Source organism: Ruegeria sp. CRTD044 (assembly GCF_059613485.1).
Genome location: NZ_JBXWSP010000004.1, coordinates 156062 through 173508, shown reverse-complemented (window position 1 = coordinate 173508; position 17447 = coordinate 156062). Strand labels below are relative to the sequence as shown.

The following is a 17447-nucleotide window of genomic DNA, read 5'->3' as shown; positions in this document are numbered from 1 at the left end:
AGCTGCGCGATACCCGCGCAGCCTGTCCTTGGTTTCTATCGGGCCTCAGGCCCCGGGATCGTCAGTTCGAGGCGATCTGGAACGACGCCGGCTGGCCGGCGTATTCGTCCAACGCGCCCTGCAGCCATTCCTGATAGGCTTCTTCGCTGACGACTTTGACGGTGATCGGCATGTAGGCGTGGTCCTTGCCGCACAGCTCGGAGCACTGGCCAAAGTAGATGCCTTCCTTGTCGGCCTGGAACCACAGCTCGGCCAGACGGCCGGGAACGCCGTCCTGCTTGACGCCAAACGCGGGGATCGTCCACGAGTGGATCACGTCAGCCGCGGTGACCTGCATCACAACCACCTTGTTGACGGGAACCACGACAGCTGTGTCGGTGGCCAGCAGCCACTCATCCTCGCTGTAGCCGGCATCGGCCAGCTTGGCGCGCATCGCATCGTCCAGAACGAACGGGGTTACATCCGCATCGGCGGGGCGTGCACCCTCGTCCAGAGTGGCAGGGTGACCCAGCAGATAGCTGTCGAACGCAAAGTCGTGATCAACATATTCATAGGTCCAGTACCACTGGTTGCCGATCACCTTGATGACGACATCACCCTCGGGGATTTCCTGCTGCTTGAACAGCACCGGCAGCGAGAACGCACCGATGAAGACCAGGATCAGGATCGGGCCGATGGTCCAGGCGATCTCGACCGGGGTGTAGTGCGAGAACCGCGCCGGGGTCGGGTTTACACGCTGGTTGTAGCGCACGATGCAGTATACCAGCAGGCCTGCGACCAGCAGACAGATCGCGGTGATGATAACCAGAATCATACCATCAAGGCGGTGAATCCCTTCGGCCAGGCTGGTGGCCGCCGGCTGGAAACCCATGCCGCCGTCGACCGGCTTGCCGATAATCTCAAGATCCTGAGCCATGGCGGGAAGGCTGGAGAGGGCTGCGAACACCCCCGAAAGCATCAAAGCATTCTTCATTTTCTGTCCTGATCGTTTGATCTTTGCGTCTCTGGCGAACAGGTGTGAATCGGTCACACCTCTCCCGTTGTCTTTGGCCGCGTTAAAAACCATATTCCGGGAGGTAGATAAAGCAAAATGCTTGCGTCAAACAGACGCTATTTTTGATCTGGATCAAACGCGAAAGGCCGCAACCCATGACTCAAGCCCCGTTTCGCCCGTTCGAGACCGCATTGCCGCATGACGAGGCACTGGCCGTACTGCGCTCGGCCACCGCCGGGGCCGAAGACGGCGAGCTATTTGTAGAGCGTCGGAAATCCGAAACACTTGCCTTTGACGATGGGCGCCTGCGCACCGCATCCTACGATGCCTCCGAGGGATTAGGGCTGCGTGCCGTGCAGGGTGATGTGGCCGGTTATGCCCACTCGACCGATGTATCAATGCCCTCGCTGAAACGTGCTGCGGAAACCGCCCGGCTGGCGGTTGGTGACGGCGGCGGCACTTTGGCCGACGCGCCAAGGCGCACAAACAAGCAGCTTTATACGGATGCAGACCCGATCGAATCCGCCAGCTTCCCGGTCAAGGTCGAGACTCTGCGCGAAATCGACGGATTTGCGCGCGATCTGGACCCCAGGGTGGTCCAGGTCAGCGCCGTGATCGCCGCGTCCGTGCAAGAGGTCGAGATCCTCCGCCCCGATGGCACCATGGTACGCGACGTTCGTCCGATGACCCGCCTGAACGTGTCGGTCATCGTCGAACAGAACGGCCGACGCGAAAGCGGATCGGCCGGCGGTGGCGGCCGCGTTGGTCTGGACGGCCTGATTGACCCGTCCGATTGGCAGGATAAGGTCCGAGAGGCGCTGCGCATTGCTTTGGTCAACCTTGATGCCGTTCCCGCTCCGGCCGGCGTGATGGAAGTTGCACTGGGCCCCGGCTGGCCCGGCATTTTGCTGCACGAGGCCATCGGGCATGGCTTGGAAGGAGACTTTAACCGCAAGGGGAGTTCGGCCTTTGCCGGGCTGATGGGGCAGCGGATCGCCTCCAAGGGCGTGACCGTGGTGGATGACGGAACGATCCCGGATCGTCGCGGATCGATCACCGTGGATGACGAGGGAACGCCCAGCTCGCGCACCGTGCTGATCGAAGACGGCATCCTGACCGGCTACATGCAGGACCGCCAGAATGCGCGCCTGATGGGAGTATCCCCCACCGGTAACGGGCGGCGGCAAAGCTATGCGCACAAACCTATGCCGCGCATGACCAACACGATCATGCTGGGCGGCGATGCTAAGCCGGCGGACCTTGTTGCCGAAATCAAGGATGGCATCTGGGCCGTAGGTTTCGGCGGCGGCCAGGTCGACATCACCAACGGCAAATTCGTGTTCAGCTGTACCGAGGCCTACCGGGTCGTGAACGGCAAGATCGGCGCGCCGGTCAAGGGCGCAACGCTGATCGGCGACGGTCCTTCAGCGCTGAAACGTATCCGGGGCCTGGGCAACGACATGGCTCTGGATCCCGGCATGGGAACCTGCGGCAAGGACGGTCAGTGGGTGCCTGTGGGTGTGGGGCAGCCTACGGTGCTGATGGAGGGGCTGACGGTCGGAGGATCCGCCGCCTGATGCGAATCGCGCGCTTTCGGCCGGCACCATGGTTAATCCGTGCTGCCGGCCCGGCGGGAAAGAACCGTAGCGCATCAAAAATGACAGTCTGAGAAAAGTTATTACTTTCAAATGTTTGCGCGCCTATTTCGCGAAGCCCACGCTGGAACACGCTAAAATTTTCTGCGATTCACAAGCTGTTAACCCGTCACGCCGTAAACCAGTTCTGCAATCAGGCGGAGCGACGGATGACCGAAGAGCAGCTTTCTTCCAATCACCCCCCACTCCCACCCACCACGGAAGAGGACCGGTTTTCCTGGCTTCGCCTGTTGCGCTCGCGCAAGGTTGGCCCGGCAACGTTCCGGCGCCTGATGCACGAACATGGCTCGGCGCAGAATGCGCTGGCCGCGTTGCCGGAATTGGCACGCGCTGCCGGAATTGAAGGGTATGAAATATGCCCGCCCGGCGTCATCGAGGCGGAACTCAAGGCCGCAAAAACCGCCAAAGCGCGGCTTTTGTGCCTTGGGGCCGCCGACTATCCAACCGCGCTGACCGATCTGAACGATGCCCCTCCTTTGCTTTGGGCAATAGGCGACGTGTCGGTGCTTCAGCGCCCGATGATCTCGCTTGTCGGCGCCCGCAACTGTTCGTCCTTGGGAACCAGGATGGCTCGGGCTCTGGCAGGTGGTCTGGGTGAGAGTGGCTACGTAGTCGTCTCCGGCTTGGCCCGCGGTGTTGACACCGCCGCGCATCTGGCCACGCTGCAAACGGGAACCGTTGCAGTCATGGCCGGTGGCGTCGACATCATCTATCCAGCGGAAAACAAGGAGCTGGCGCGCGACATCGCGACCAGAGGGCTGCGCATCTCCGAACAACCAATGGGCGTGACCCCGCAGGCCCGCCACTTTCCTCGCCGCAACCGGATCATATCGGGCCTGTCTCAGGCCGTCGTGGTCGTCGAGGCTGCCGCCAAGTCCGGCAGCCTCATCACGGCGCGCGACGCACTGGATCAGGGACGCGAGGTTCTTGCCGTGCCCGGCCATCCGTTCGACGCCCGCGCCGCCGGATGCAATCTTCTGATCCGTGAAGGCGCCACACTGGTGCGCTGCGTGCAGGATGTGATCGACGCCCTGCCCCCGCAGCCGCGCAGCGCACCCAATCTTGCCCCCGATACGGCGCCCGTCGCGCAGACAATCACTCCTCCCGAGGCGCTCCACGCCCGAATCCTGGAACGGTTGGGGCCTTCGCCCTTGGCCGAGGACCAGTTGATCCGGGATGTCGATGCGCCCGCCAGCGTGATCGGCCCCGCTTTGATCGATCTGGAGCTGGATGGATTGATCCGTCGCCAGCCGGGCGGGTTGCTGAGCCTCGCCGTGTGATCTGCCGAGGTGGTTCCAACCCGGGCAGACCGTCTCAATTTGGCCGGATTTCGGGCCTTTCAGACTGTGCATTGACAAATCCATCTTGCCCTACACATTTTGCACGGCCATAGAAGGCGCCCAATCCGTCGAGCGAGGTTTTTAACTAAATGCCTGTAGTTGTTGTAGAATCCCCGGCCAAAGCAAAAACGATCAATAAATACCTTGGCCCCGACTACACGGTCCTGGCCTCTTACGGACATGTTCGCGACCTGCCTCCGAAGGATGGATCGGTGGATCCCGACCACGAGTTTTCGATGACTTGGGAGGTCGGTGCCGACAGCCGCAAACACGTCAAGGCCATCGCCGACGCGCTCAAGGATGACAACGCGCTGATCCTGGCAACCGACCCCGACCGAGAGGGCGAGGCGATCAGTTGGCACCTGCAGGAGGCGCTGACCAAACGCCGCTCGATCAAGAAGGATACGGCCGTCAGCCGCGTAACGTTCAACGCCATCACAAAGGATGCGGTGACCAAGGCGATGCAGAACCCGCGCGAGGTGGACATGCCGCTGGTCGAGGCGTACCTCGCCCGGCGCGCATTGGATTATCTGGTCGGCTTCAACCTGTCGCCGGTTCTGTGGCGCAAACTGCCCGGCGCGAAATCGGCCGGGCGCGTGCAATCGGTCTGTCTGCGCCTGATCGTCGAGCGTGAGATGGAGATCGAGGCTTTCAAGCCCGTGGAATACTGGTCGGTCAAAGCGCTGTTCGAAACGCCGCGCGGCCAGACCTATGAGGCGCGACTGATCACGCTGGCCGGCAAAAAGCTGGATAAGCATGACATCGCCAACGCGACTCAGGCTGAACTGGCGGTGCAGGCGATCACCAGCCGCGCGCTGAGCGTGACCTCGGTCGAAGCGAAGCCAGCCGCGCGCAATCCCAGCGCGCCGTTCATGACCTCGACCCTGCAGCAGGAAGCCAGCCGCAAATTTGGCATGGGCGCCCGCCACGCGATGCAGGTGGCCCAGCGTTTGTACGAGGCCGGGCACATTACATATATGCGAACTGACGGCATCGACATGGCTCCCGAGGCCGTCGCCGCCACGCGGGACGCGATCAAGGACCGTTTCGGTGCCGAATACGTGCCGGACAGCCCGCGCATGTACAAGAACAAGGCCAAGAACGCACAGGAAGCGCACGAATGCATCCGGCCAACGGACATGACCAAAGATGCGGCCGCCCTGAAACTGTCGGATGACGATCAGCGCAAGCTGTACGATCTGATCTGGAAACGTACGATCGCCTGCCAGATGGCGGCCGCGCGGCTGGAACGCACCACCGTCGAAATCGGCAGCGATGACGGACAGGTGGGCCTGCGCGCCACCGGTCAGGTCGTGCTGTTCGACGGCTTCATGCGCGTCTACGAGGAAGGCCGCGACGATGTCGAGGACGAGGATGACAAGCGCCTGCCCCAGATCATGCAGGGTGATCCGGCGCGCTTTGCCAAGACCACGCTGAAGGATCAGTTTGACAAGGCCACCGCCGACGGCGCGGACAAGAAAGCCATCCTGTCGGACAACGAGGCGGTTCTGGCGCTGCAACACCACACCCAGCCGCCGCCGCGCTATACCGAGGCGACCCTGGTCAAACGGATGGAGGAACTGGGCATCGGACGACCCTCGACCTATGCCTCGATCGTAACCACGATTCAGGACCGCGGTTACGTCCGCAAGGACAAGAACCGCCTGATCCCCGAGGAAAAGGGCCGGATCGTCACGATCTTCTTGCTGAATTTCTTCCGTCAGTACGTGGGTTACGAATTCACCGCCAACCTCGAAGAACAGCTGGACGAGGTGAGCGACGGCGCCCGCGACTACAAGGACCTGCTTTCCAAGTTCTGGCGCGATTTCTCGGCCGCGATCGCCGAGACGTCCGAGCTGCGGATCTCGGAGGTGCTCGACAAGCTGGACGAGGCGCTGGCCCCGCAGCTGTACCCCCCGCGCGAGGATGGCTCTGATCCGCGCATCTGCCCCAAATGCGGGGTCGGACGGCTGCACCTGAAAACCTCGCGGACCGGCGGGTTCGTGGGCTGCGGGAACTATCCGGAATGCAACTATACCCGCCCCATCGCTGGCGAAGGCGCCGAGGGCGAGGAACGTCTGCTGGGCCTGGATGGCGAGGATGAGATCTGGCTGAAATCCGGACGCTTCGGGCCCTATGTCCAGCGCGGCGAAGCCACGCCCGAGAACAAGAAACCGCCGCGCGCCTCTTTGCCCAAGGGTTGGAACAAGGACGACATGGACCTTGAAAAGGCGCTGACCCTTCTGAGCCTGCCGCGCGAGATTGGCGAGCACCCCGAGGGCGGCATGATCAGCGCCAATTTCGGGCGCTTCGGTCCCTATATCATGCACCAGCTGCCGGACGAGGCGAAGCCGGTCTATGCCAACCTCAAAGATCCCAACGACGTGTTCGAGATCGGCATGAACCGCGCCGTCGAACTGTTGGCGGAAAAGCGCGCCAATCCCGGGCGGCGGGGGCGGGCTGCGGCCAAACCGCTGAAGGATCTGGGCGAGCATCCCGATGGCGGCGCGATCCAGGTTCTGGACGGGCGCTATGGGCCTTATGTGAAGTGGGAAAAGGTAAACGCGACCCTGCCCAAGGACATCAAGCCCGAGGATGTGACGCTGGAAATGGCGGTGGAATTGGCCAATGAGAAGGCCGCCAAGAAAGGCACCCGCAAAAAGGCGGCGCCCAAGAAGAAAGCCACCAAGAAGAAAGCCGGCTGATCCCGGCTCCCCGCAGGCGGTTAGGTAGAAATACCACCCGCCCGCAGGTTTCATTGACTTCCCAATGACGTGGCGGCACAACCTCCCCATCACCATGTCATTGGGGGAGTTTTCCATGAAGAAAGTCTATGCCAATGCCACCGAGGCCCTCGATGGGATACTTCGGGATGGCATGCTGATCGCGGCCGGCGGGTTCGGCCTGTGCGGCATTCCCGAATTGCTGCTGCAGGCGATCAAGGAGTCGGGTGTGAAGGATCTGACCTTTGCCTCGAACAACGCAGGCGTCGACAATTTCGGCATCGGCATCCTGCTGCAGACGCGGCAGGTCAAGAAGATGATCAGCTCGTATGTCGGTGAGAACGCCGAATTCATGCGCCAGTACCTGTCGGGCGAGCTTGAGCTGGAGTTCAACCCGCAGGGCACCTTGGCCGAGCGCATGCGCGCCGGGGGCGCGGGCATTCCGGGCTTCTACACCAAGACCGGCGTGGGCACCGTCATCGCCGAAGGCAAGGAACACAAGGAGTTCAACGGCGAGACCTACATCCTCGAAGAAGGGATCTTTGCCGATCTGGCCATCATCAAGGCATGGAAAGCCGATGACACCGGCAACCTGATCTTCCGCAAGACTGCGCGCAACTTCAACGTGCCGGCAGCGACCTGCGGCAAGGTCTGCGTTGCCGAAGTGGAAGAGATCGTGCCGCGCGGCTCGCTGGATCCCGACTGCATCCACCTGCCCGGCATCTATGTGCATCGCATCATTCAGGGCGAGCACGAAAAGCGCATCGAACAGCGCACCACCCGCAAACGTGAGGAGGCCTGAACCATGCCTTGGGATCGCAACCAGATGGCCGCGCGCGCGGCGGAAGAGCTTGAAGACGGCATGTATGTGAACCTCGGCATCGGCATTCCGACGCTGGTGGCGAACTATGTGGGTGACAAGGACATCACCCTGCAGTCCGAAAACGGCATGCTGGGGATGGGCCCCTTCCCCTATGAGGGCGAAGAGGACCCTGACCTGATCAACGCCGGCAAGCAGACCATCACCGAACTGCCCCGCACCGCCTATTTCGACAGCGCCACGTCTTTTGCCATGATCCGCGGCGGCAAGATCGCGGCGGCGATCCTGGGCGCGATGGAGGTCGACGAGAAAGGCGATCTGGCCAACTGGATGATTCCGGGCAAGCTGGTCAAGGGCATGGGCGGCGCGATGGACCTGGTGGCCGGCGTCGGACGGGTCATCGTGGTAATGGACCACACCAACAAGCACGGCGACAGCAAAGTGCTGAAGAAATGCACCCTGCCGCTGACCGGCAAGGGCGTGGTTGACCGCATCATCACCAACCTGGGCGTGCTGGACGTCGTCGAAGGCGGCCTGAAAATCGTCGAACTGGCCGATGGCGTCAGCGAAGAAGAGATGCGCGCGGCGACCGAGGCGACCATCGTCAGCTGACTGCTGAACAATCGGAGAAACCGCAAGGCCCGCCATTCGGCGGGCCTTTTTCAATTCATGGACTGAAAGACGCACCCGTCGGAAATCAACATCGGCGGAGTGGCACACAACGCTCGGGCCACCTGGAAGGCGGCAAGAACCTTCGGGACATAGTCGCGCGTTTCAGCATAAGGCGGGACGCCATTGTGCTTTCGCACCGCGCCTTCACCGGCGTTGTATCCCGCCAGAACGAGGATCGGGTCGTCGTTGAATTCACCCATCAGCCAATCCAGGTATTTCACGCCGCCGGCGATATTCTGTTCCGGCAACATGCTGTCGGTCACGCCGAACCGCTTGGCCGTGGCAGGCATCAGTTGCATCAAACCCTGTGCTCCCGCCGAGCTGACGGCAGTAGGGCGACCGCCTGACTCCACGGACATGACTGCAAGGACCAGCGCCGGCGACACTTTTGTTCCTACAGTCGTACGGAGAATATCGACCCCGCGCTGCTCGACGATCTTCTGAAGGTTCTGCAGCCGCGGAGATGAAATCTGGGTCGCCGCCAGAGCCTGCAAGGCTTCGTCAAGGCGGCCGGGGCCGGCTCGAGTCATATCCGGCGATACCTTTTCCCAGAACGCCTTGTATGCGCCCTCGGGGGTCTTTTTCTTCATTATGTCCGGAAAGGCCGCCGGAGGGACTTTGGTCCGGGCTATGATATCGGGCACGACCAAATCGGGGCCCGTGCTGGGCGCTGAAGGTGCTGATGCGTGTTCTTGCGGACTGATCTGAACCGTCACTCGCGGGCGTTCCCCCGCCTTGGGAGCCTTGATCCGTTTGTATACGCCGCGTGGCTCGATATCCGCGGCAGGTGCCGGAGCCGCCACGGCAACCAGCAACGCCAAAACGCCGGCGCATGTCAGTGCGTCCCGGAAAACCATTTCTGCCTGCCTCATCTGTTCTTTTGAGTTGATTTGATACGCGAATCTTCCCGCAAGGCCAGAAAAACAAAGCGAATTGGGGCGGTTTTGCCTCATTTGGCGCAATTTTGCACCGCCGAAACAGCGTGGCGGGTTGGTGTCGAAATTTTTTCATTATTTCTTTCAATAAGTTACCAGATTAATGACCAAAAAGTTAAGCCTGAGGCAAAAAATTCGTTGTTTGGCCCAATTCCTGCCACGCACGAGGGGCAAACATAGTGCCATACCGAGACGGTCATGAGCCGACTGAGAGATGAAGCTCTGAACGACCCCGAGGTTTTATTGACTTTTTGATCCTTTAGGAGGGACGTAACATGATCAAGTTCATCAAGAACTTCCGCAAAGACGAAGACGGCGCCGTAACTGTTGACTGGGTCGTTCTGACCGCAGCCGTTGTTGGTCTGGCAGCCGTTGCTTACCAGCAGATCGAAGGCGGCGCGACCGGCCTGGCAACCGACGTTTCCAGCGCCCTGACCAGCGCAACGATCAGCACCGGTTCGAACTCGGCAGCTGGTGGTATCACCACCGCCGGCAGCAACTAAGCTGACTTCATCCCAATCGGGATACAAGGCCGCGCCCAAGGGCGCGGCCTTTTCCTTTGAAGCAAGACACACGCTGCGCATCGGATTTCGGGCGCCGGGCCAAGCATGGCCCACGTTTGGCCCAAATTCCGCCACGGCGACCGCGTTTAAGTCTTTGATAATTAGTTTTTAGGTGCCCGCGAGAATTCTGGTCGCCATCAGAAACCGGAACTGGGCGGAATCACTCTGTCAGGAGGGACGCGAAATGATCAAGTTCATCAGGAACTTCAAAAAAGATGATAGCGGTGCGATCACCGTCGACTGGGTGGTCCTGACCGCAGCCGTCACCGGCCTGGCAGCGATTGCCTACGCTTTGATCCAAGGCGGGACCGAGGGCTTGGCTGACGATGTCGAGGCGGCCCTATCCGACTCGGCGATCAGCATCAGCACCGGCGACAGCAACACGACCGTTGGCGGAATCATCACCGGTGGATCGAACGGATCCGGCGGCAACTGATTTTCGGAAACTTGGCCGACCGGCCACATGACAACCGCGCCAGCCGGGCGCGGTTGTTCGCGTTTGCCCCCTGCCTTCTCCGCACCGCACAACCCATGTTGGGATACAGCAGACGCGACGTCACGAGATGCTCGTTCGCAACGTTCTGTGCCAATAAAACAACGAAAAATATCCATTTGTCCCACATTTCGACACAATTCCGATTTAGGAAATATGCTGTTTCAATGTCCTGCCCGGACCGATACAGGTCCGGCCAGAGCAATAAAGAGGTATACGCATGCGAGCTGTATTTGGTCTTGTCCTGATCGTCGGGGTCGCTTTGGCTGGCGGTGCGGTCTATATGGCCCGCAACTATATTGCCGAGTATCAGAACGCCCTGGCGCGTGAACGGCAGATGGCCGAAGAGGCCCTTGCCAACGCCAAGGTCGACGTCGTTCCGACCGTCGGCGTGATCGTCTCTGAGCGTCCTCTGAAATACGGTGAGCGTTTGACCCAGGAAGATGTGCGCGTCGTGGAATGGCCTGAGAATGCTGTTCCGGAAGGGTCGTTCACCGATATGACGGCCCTGTTCCCGGAAACCGGCAACAATGAACGCTTTGTTCTGCGCACCATGGAAAAGGACGAGGCCATCATGGAGGTCAAGATCACCCGTCCGGGTGAGCTGGCCGGCCTGACCTCGCGCCTCGAAAAAGGTATGCGCGCGTTCGCCATCAGTGTTGATGTTGCCTCGGGCGTTTCTGGCTTTCTTCGCCCCGGCGACGTTGTTGACGTGTATTGGACCGGATCGCTGCGCAGCGCGGTCGAAGGGGCAAACGGGGAAATCACCCGCTTGATCCAGACCAATATCGAGTTGATCGCCGTCGATCAGACGGCGGGATCGGATGTCACCGGCACAACCATTGCCCGGACCGTCACCGTCGCCGCCACCCCGGAACAGATCGCGGCCCTGGCGCAGGCGCAAAACACCGGACGCCTGTCTCTGGCGTTGGTCGGGGTTCAGGATGAAACCGTCGCAAGTGCGATCGAGGTTGACCAACGCAAACTGTTGGGAATCGAAGAAGCAGCCCCCGCGCCGAAGAAAGAGGCCGAGAAGGTTTGCACCATCCGGACTCGCCGCGGCGACCAAATCGTCGAGACCCCGATCCCCTGCACAAACTGACGCCCATTCAGAGCGTTACCATGCCCGAGCCGCGCATAATGCGCGGCTCGTTTCGTTTGGGTTGTTGCGCATTGTCCACATAAGGAAAATTCCAGAAACCCTTGATTATTGCAATAAATCCGGAATTCGCGCAGAGTTCGTCACCATAGGGCATAAGACCCAAAAAAATAGAGTGGTGATCGGAGAGGCAGGTCACATGACAATACGTTCCTTGATTGGTTCGACCCTTTTGGGGTTGGCCCTAGTTCTGAGCCCGGTCGGCGATTCCGCCTGGGCCCAAAATCTTCGCGTGGTCAAAAAGGGCACGGCGGAAACGCTGGATGTGCCCATGAACCGCGCCATCGTGGTTGAAAGCGAACAGCCGTTTGCAGAGCTCAGCATCGCGAATGCAGGGATTGCGGACATCTCGTCGCTTTCGGACCGCACAATTTACGTCTTGGGCAAAGCGCCAGGCATGACGACGCTGACACTGTTTGACGGCGCCGGAAACCTGATCACGAACGTCCGCGTTCGCGTTGCGCCCGATGTGACCGAATTCAAAGAGCGCCTGCGCCAGATTCTGCCAAATGAGCGAATCGAAGTGCGTACCGCCAATGACGGCATCGTTCTCTCGGGCACGGTCTCCAGCGCAGCCAAATTGGCACGTGCTCTGGAACTGGCCGAGCGCTATGCGCCCGAGCGTGTGTCGAACCTGATGAATGTCGGCGGCGTACAGCAGGTCATGCTGAAGGTCCGCTTTGCCGAGATGAACCGGTCGGTCGCCAAGAACCTGTCCGCCTCGCTTGGTTTTTCCGGCGGTGACGCGACCGGTGGTATCAACACGCTGAACAACCAGTTGTCCCTGAGCAACGCGTTGGCCAACAACATCCCGGCGGTTCAGTCGAATACCGGCGCAATTCTGTTTGGCTTTGGCGCAGGTTCCACGCAAGTCCGGCTACTGCTGGAAGCGCTGGAAGCCAAAGGCTTGGCACGAAGCCTGGCCGAGCCGAACCTGTCGGCGCTGTCCGGGCAGGAAGCAACCTTCCTCGCCGGTGGTGAAGTGCCGATTCCCGTTCCTCAGGATGACGGTGTGGTGGCCATTGAATACAAGGCTTTCGGTGTCGAGATCGACTTCGTTCCGCGCGTCGTCGACGGTGACCTGATCAACCTTGAGATGGCGGCAGCGGTGTCCAGCATCGACACCAGCTCGAACTTCACCATCAACGGTGACACAGTCCCCAGCTTCATCACGCGCCAGACCAGCACAACGGTCGAACTGCGAGATGGTGAGAGCTTTGCGATCGCCGGCCTGATTCAGGACGACTTCACAGACCTGAGCAACCAAATCCCGTGGTTGGGTGACGTACCTGTTCTGGGCGCATTGTTCCGCAGTGCGGAGTACCAGCGCGAGCAGAGCGAACTGGTGATCATCATCACCGCGCATCTGGTTTCCCCGACCCGTGGCGAAGCCCTGGCGCTGCCGACCGACCGCGTGAAGCCGCCCAGCGAATTCGACCTGTTCATGAACGGCAGAACTGCCCGGACGGAACGGGTTGGTAATGGAGCCGCATCGGAAGTCGCCAAGCAGGACTTTGGCAATTCCTACGGCTACGTCCTGGATTGATAGGGAGGACAGACCAATGCAGAAGTGGATCATCACACTGGGTCTTACAGTCGCTGTCGCCAGCTGTACCCGTGAGGCCGGCTATGAAGTGGACCAGGGCGCGTTCGGCAACGCAACGCTGAACAACATCCAGGTCATGAATGGCGAGTTGACCTATGGCCAGATCCTGGCGCAGCGATTCGCTGCCGAGGTTCCGACCCAGATCAACTTTGCTTTCGACAGTGCGCAGCTGGATTCGGCAGCACGCCAGATTCTGCTGTATCAGGCGAACTGGATCAAACAGTTCCCCGAAGCACGTTTCCGCGTGTACGGCCACACCGACGCCGTCGGATCCCAGTCCTACAACAACAGTCTGGGTCTGCGCCGCGCGCAAGCGGTCGTCAACTTCTTCGCGCAACAGGGTATTTCCCGCTCGCGTCTGGAAGCTGTTGTTTCGTATGGCAAAACGCAGCCACTGGTGGCCACGCCCAATCGGGATCGCCGCAACCGCCGCACCGTTACCGAAGTGTCGGGCCTGGTCGATCGCCATCCCAACATCCTGGACGGCAAGTATGCTGACTTCGTTTATCGCGAGTACATCGAAAGCGCGACATTCAAGAGCCAGCTGCGCCGCGAAACGGCCATCGGCGACACCAGCGAACAATAATCAGAAATTGGGCGGCATCGTCGCCCAATTCCCTACAATTGGTTTTTTTGCGCCCAATTCTTGCCCCACTTCCACGCAACATTGTGAACAATTGGGTGACCTGCGGCCAGAATTGACCGCTTAGGGCGACAGCAAGCTGAAACACGGACTGGTATTGTATCGACGTTTGCTGCGCTCTCACGACGAGGATTGTGTTAATGACGAGCGCAACGCCGCAAAACGACGACACCGGCATTCTGGCCTGTACCATCAGCCGAGATGTCCAGAACTTCGACCTGTTGATCGAGGACATGGAAGCCGCTTTGGGCGAGCGCTGGGGTGACCTTGGCTTTGCCGAGGCCCTTGCCTTTTTTAGCCAGCCCGAAGCCGAGTCTCTTCAATTCGTGGCCCTGGCGATCGACGGTGAGGACGAGGACAATCTGACCTTGATGGGTGAGATCATCACCCAGGCCAAGGAAAAGAAGATCAAAGTTGTCCTGATTGCCGAGGACGTGACCCCCGCCGCTCTTCATCAGTTGCTGCGCAAGGGGGCCGATGAATTCGTCCCCTACCCTCTTCCCGAGAACGAACTGCAGGAAGCGATCGACCGCATGAATGCGCCCGAACCTGTCGTGACTCCGCAACAGGTTTCCGTCCCGCTGGCTTCAGGAGCTTCGAAAGAAGGCGCTTTGTTTGTTGTTCAGGGCTTGGCCGGCGGCGTCGGTGCAACGACTCTGGCCGTGAATCTGGCTTGGGAATTGGCCACCGTATCGCAAAAGGATGCACCCAAGGTCTGCCTGATCGATCTGGATCTGCAATACGGAACCATCTCGACCTATCTGGACCTGCCCCGCCGTGAAACCGTGTTCGAAATGCTGTCGGACACCGTGGCCATGGATGACGAAGTGTTTGGGCAGGCTCTGCAGACATTCGACGAAAAGCTGGATGTTCTGACGGCCCCGACCGACATGGTGCCTCTGGATATTCTCACGCACGAAGACATCCAGCGGGTGATCGACATGGCCCGCAAGCACTACGACTATGTCGTGGTCGACATGCCGAAAACGCTGGTGCACTGGTCCGAGACCGTTTTGCAGGCCGCGCATGTCTATTTTGCTCTGATCGAACTGGATATGCGGTCCGCTCAGAACGCGTTGCGTCTGAAACGCGCCCTTCAGGCCGAGGAATTGCCATTCAACAAGCTTCGCTTTGCGTTGAACCGCGCACCCAAGTTCACGGACCTGAGCGGCAAAAGCCGCGTCAAGCGCATGGGTGAAAGCCTGGGAATCTCGATCGACCTGCAGCTGCCGGATGGCGGCAAGCCGGTCATGCAAAGCGGCGACCATGGTCTGCCTTTGGCCAGCTCGGCCGGCAAGAACCCTCTTCGCCGCGAAATCGCAAAGCTGGCTCAATCCTTGCACAGCCTCGGCAGCAACAGCGCCGAAGCGGCATAACAAAGGCTATCAGGGGGAGAAACCGCCGTGTTCTCACGTTACAAGAAACCATCAGGTGCGCAGCCGGTTGCGACCCCTTCACAAGCCCCCAAGGCCGCCGAAGCCCCAGCTGCTCCGGCAGCGGCACCGTCGCCGTCCACCGCGATTGCCCGCAAACCGGTGGCCAAAACCGCGGCGGAAGCCAAGGGCAACGACCGCGAACGCAAGCGCAAGGAACGGCTGAGCGAAATCAAGATCGAGCTGCATCGGGAGCTTCTGGAAAACCTGAACCTGGCTGCACTGGAAAATGCAGCCGAAGCCGAATTGCGCACCGAAATCAGCGCGATCGCGAGCGAGGTTCTGGAAGCCAAGAACATCGTTCTCAATCGCGAAGACCGGACCCAGTTGAACAAGGAATTGTACGACGAAGTCACCGGTCTGGGTCCGCTTGAAACACTGCTTCAAGACGACTCGGTCAGCGATATTCTGGTCAACGGTCCGCATCAGATCTTTGTCGAACGCTTCGGCAAGCTCGAACTGAGCGACGTATCGTTCAAAGACGAAAAGCACCTGATGCGGATCATCGACAAGATCGTGTCCGCCGTTGGTCGCCGGGTCGATGAATCCAACCCCTATGTTGACGCCCGTCTGCGCGACGGGTCTCGTTTCAACGCTATGGTTCCACCGATCGCGGTGGACGGGTCTCTGGTTTCCATCCGGAAATTCAAGAAAGACAAGCTTGGCATCGACGATCTGGTCAATTTCGGCGCGTTTACCGAAGAAATGGCCGCGTATCTTCAGGCCGCCGTCTCCACTCGTCTGAACATCATCGTGTCTGGTGGTACGGGTTCCGGTAAGACGACCACGCTCAACGCGCTGTCCAGCTTCATCGATGACGCAGAACGCATTCTGACCATCGAGGATACGGCGGAACTGCAGCTGCAGCAGACCCATGTGGGCCGGATGGAAAGCCGCCCGCCCAACGTGGAAGGCAAAGGCGAAGTCAGCCCTCGCGACTGTCTGAAGAACGCCCTGCGGATGCGCCCTGACCGCATCATCGTGGGCGAAACGCGCGGCGCTGAGGTGATCGACATGCTGCAGGCCATGAACACTGGCCATGACGGCTCGATGACCACGATCCACGCCAACTCGGCCCGTGACGGTATCTCGCGACTTGAAAACATGATCGCGATGGCCGGGATCGAAATGCCGATCAAGGCCGTACGCAGCCAGATCGCAAGCGCTGTGAACCTGATCGTCCAGGCCAGCCGTCTGCAGGATGGTTCGCGCCGCATGACCTCGATCACCGAGATCACCGGGATGGAAGGTGACGTAATCTCGATGCAGGAAATCTTTAAATTCCAACGAGTTGGCCTGACGCCCGACAACAAGATCATTGGTCATTTCACGGCCACCGGCGTTCGCAGCCACTATTCCGAACGGTTCCGTCTGTGGGGGTATGACCTGCCCGCATCGATCTACGAACCGACGACAATGTAGGAGATCAGGGCATGCAACTGCCAACCGAGGCGCTCATCTATGTCGCGATCTTCGTCGGGGTTCTGGCGCTGGTCGAAGGTATCTATCTGGTGGCTTTCGGCAAATCCATCAGCCTGAACAGCCGCGTCAATCGCCGTCTGGACATGATCGACAAAGGCGTCGGGCGCGAACAGGTTCTGGAGCAGCTGCGCAAGGAAATGCAGCAGCACATGAAGTCGCAGAGCATTCCGCTCTACTCGCTGTTGGCCGACAAGGCCCAGAAGGCGGCGATTGCCTTCAGCCCGCGGCAACTGGTCATGATCATGGCACTGGTGTCCGTGGTCGCGTTCATGGGCCTGAGCATCGGCACCAGAACCGACACAATCCTGCGGGCAGCTCTGTCGATCGCAATCGGTATCGGCGCTGTCTATGCTTGGGTCAATCACAAGGCCAAGAAGCGCATGGGCATGCTTGAAGAGCAGTTGCCCGATGCCGTGGAACTGATGGTGCGCTCACTTCGGGTCGGCAACCCGTTCGTTTCGACGATCCAGATCGTCGCGAACGAGGTGCAGGATCCGCTTGCGACCGAATTTGGCGTGATTGCCGACGAATGCGCCTATGGCCGTGACGTGGGCGAGGCGTTGAAGGACATGGCCGAACGTCTGGACATGCAGGATTTGCGCTTTCTCGCGGTCGCCGTTGGCATCCAGCAGCAGTCGGGCGGCAACCTGGCTGAGATCCTTGACGGGCTTGCCAAGGTGATCCGCGCACGGTTCCGTCTGTTCCGCAGGGTCAAGGCGATCACGGCCGAGGCGCAGTGGTCGGGCAAGTTCCTGTCGGGGTTCCCACTGTTTTGCCTGGTTTTCATTCTGGTCAAGGACCCCGGGTATTATGACTCGGTTCTGGACCACAAATGGTTCATTCCCGCCTGTTTTGTCGTGGGGATCATGCTGACGCTGAACCTGATCGTCATGCGCATTCTCACCAACATCAAGGTCTGAGGGCACGAC

Annotated in this window: 15 protein-coding genes; 13 read left to right on the top strand and 2 right to left on the bottom strand. The window is 60.1% G+C overall.

Going from position 1 to position 17447, the window contains the following annotated elements:
• Positions 1 to 61: 61 nt before the first annotated feature.
• The gene (gene coxB / locus AC2FNL_RS03725; RefSeq protein WP_170368823.1) at positions 62 to 973 is read right to left on the bottom strand and encodes a cytochrome c oxidase subunit II; all 912 of its coding nucleotides are present in this window, start codon (positions 971 to 973) and stop codon (positions 62 to 64) included.
• Positions 974 to 1149: 176 nt separating this feature from the next.
• On the opposite strand from coxB, the gene tldD reads away from it, so the two are divergent.
• The 5 genes from tldD to AC2FNL_RS03700 all read left to right on the top strand — a co-directional run bounded on the left by tldD (position 1150) and on the right by AC2FNL_RS03700 (position 8144).
• On the top strand, positions 1150 to 2571 hold the full coding sequence (gene tldD / locus AC2FNL_RS03720; protein WP_496832478.1) for a metalloprotease TldD: 1422 nt from the start codon (positions 1150 to 1152) through the stop codon (positions 2569 to 2571).
• A 227-nt stretch (positions 2572 to 2798) separates the two neighbouring features.
• Complete coding sequence (gene dprA, locus AC2FNL_RS03715) at positions 2799 to 3929, top strand: DNA-processing protein DprA (protein ID WP_496832476.1); 1131 nt, start codon at positions 2799 to 2801, stop codon at positions 3927 to 3929.
• Positions 3930 to 4078: 149 nt separating this feature from the next.
• Positions 4079 to 6694 (top strand): type I DNA topoisomerase, encoded by a 2616-nt coding sequence (gene topA, locus AC2FNL_RS03710; protein WP_496832474.1) that lies wholly within the window; start codon positions 4079 to 4081, stop codon positions 6692 to 6694.
• Between the two features lie 115 nt (positions 6695 to 6809).
• Positions 6810 to 7514: a CoA transferase subunit A gene (locus AC2FNL_RS03705; protein ID WP_496832472.1), complete on the top strand. Its 705-nt coding sequence runs from the start codon at positions 6810 to 6812 to the stop codon at positions 7512 to 7514.
• A 3-nt stretch (positions 7515 to 7517) separates the two neighbouring features.
• Positions 7518 to 8144 carry a CoA transferase subunit B gene (locus AC2FNL_RS03700; RefSeq protein ID WP_496832470.1) on the top strand — a complete coding sequence of 209 codons (627 nt, stop codon included), beginning with the start codon at positions 7518 to 7520 and terminating at the stop codon, positions 8142 to 8144.
• 50 nt (positions 8145 to 8194) lie between these two features.
• Here the strand turns inward: AC2FNL_RS03700 and AC2FNL_RS03695 are convergent, their stop codons facing one another.
• Entirely contained in the window at positions 8195 to 9061 is an 867-nt protein-coding gene (locus AC2FNL_RS03695) for a lytic transglycosylase domain-containing protein (protein ID WP_496832930.1), read from the bottom strand.
• A gap of 353 nt (positions 9062 to 9414) precedes the next feature.
• Here AC2FNL_RS03695 and AC2FNL_RS03690 point away from each other — a divergent pair, with 353 nt between their 5' ends.
• The 8 genes from AC2FNL_RS03690 (at position 9415) to AC2FNL_RS03655 (ending at position 17438) form a co-directional block, all read left to right on the top strand.
• Positions 9415 to 9642 carry a Flp family type IVb pilin gene (locus AC2FNL_RS03690; protein ID WP_093962753.1) on the top strand — a complete coding sequence of 76 codons (228 nt, stop codon included), beginning with the start codon at positions 9415 to 9417 and terminating at the stop codon, positions 9640 to 9642.
• Positions 9643 to 9886: 244 nt separating this feature from the next.
• Positions 9887 to 10138: a hypothetical protein gene (locus AC2FNL_RS03685; protein ID WP_093962754.1), complete on the top strand. Its 252-nt coding sequence runs from the start codon at positions 9887 to 9889 to the stop codon at positions 10136 to 10138.
• Positions 10139 to 10415: 277 nt separating this feature from the next.
• Positions 10416 to 11297 (top strand): Flp pilus assembly protein CpaB, encoded by an 882-nt coding sequence (gene cpaB, locus AC2FNL_RS03680; protein WP_093962755.1) that lies wholly within the window; start codon positions 10416 to 10418, stop codon positions 11295 to 11297.
• Between the two features lie 196 nt (positions 11298 to 11493).
• Entirely contained in the window at positions 11494 to 12900 is a 1407-nt protein-coding gene (locus AC2FNL_RS03675) for a type II and III secretion system protein family protein (protein ID WP_093963039.1), read from the top strand.
• 16 nt (positions 12901 to 12916) lie between these two features.
• Positions 12917 to 13546: an OmpA family protein gene (locus tag AC2FNL_RS03670; RefSeq protein WP_093962756.1), complete on the top strand. Its 630-nt coding sequence runs from the start codon at positions 12917 to 12919 to the stop codon at positions 13544 to 13546.
• Between the two features lie 197 nt (positions 13547 to 13743).
• The gene (locus AC2FNL_RS03665; RefSeq protein WP_093962757.1) at positions 13744 to 14979 is read left to right on the top strand and encodes a CpaE/TadZ family protein; all 1236 of its coding nucleotides are present in this window, start codon (positions 13744 to 13746) and stop codon (positions 14977 to 14979) included.
• A gap of 27 nt (positions 14980 to 15006) precedes the next feature.
• Positions 15007 to 16458, top strand: a complete 1452-nt coding sequence (locus tag AC2FNL_RS03660; RefSeq protein WP_093962758.1) for a TadA family conjugal transfer-associated ATPase — start codon at positions 15007 to 15009, stop codon at positions 16456 to 16458.
• An 11-nt stretch (positions 16459 to 16469) separates the two neighbouring features.
• A complete protein-coding gene (locus AC2FNL_RS03655; RefSeq protein WP_093962759.1) occupies positions 16470 to 17438 on the top strand; it encodes a type II secretion system F family protein in 969 nt (322 codons plus the stop codon).
• Positions 17439 to 17447 lie beyond the last annotated feature (9 nt).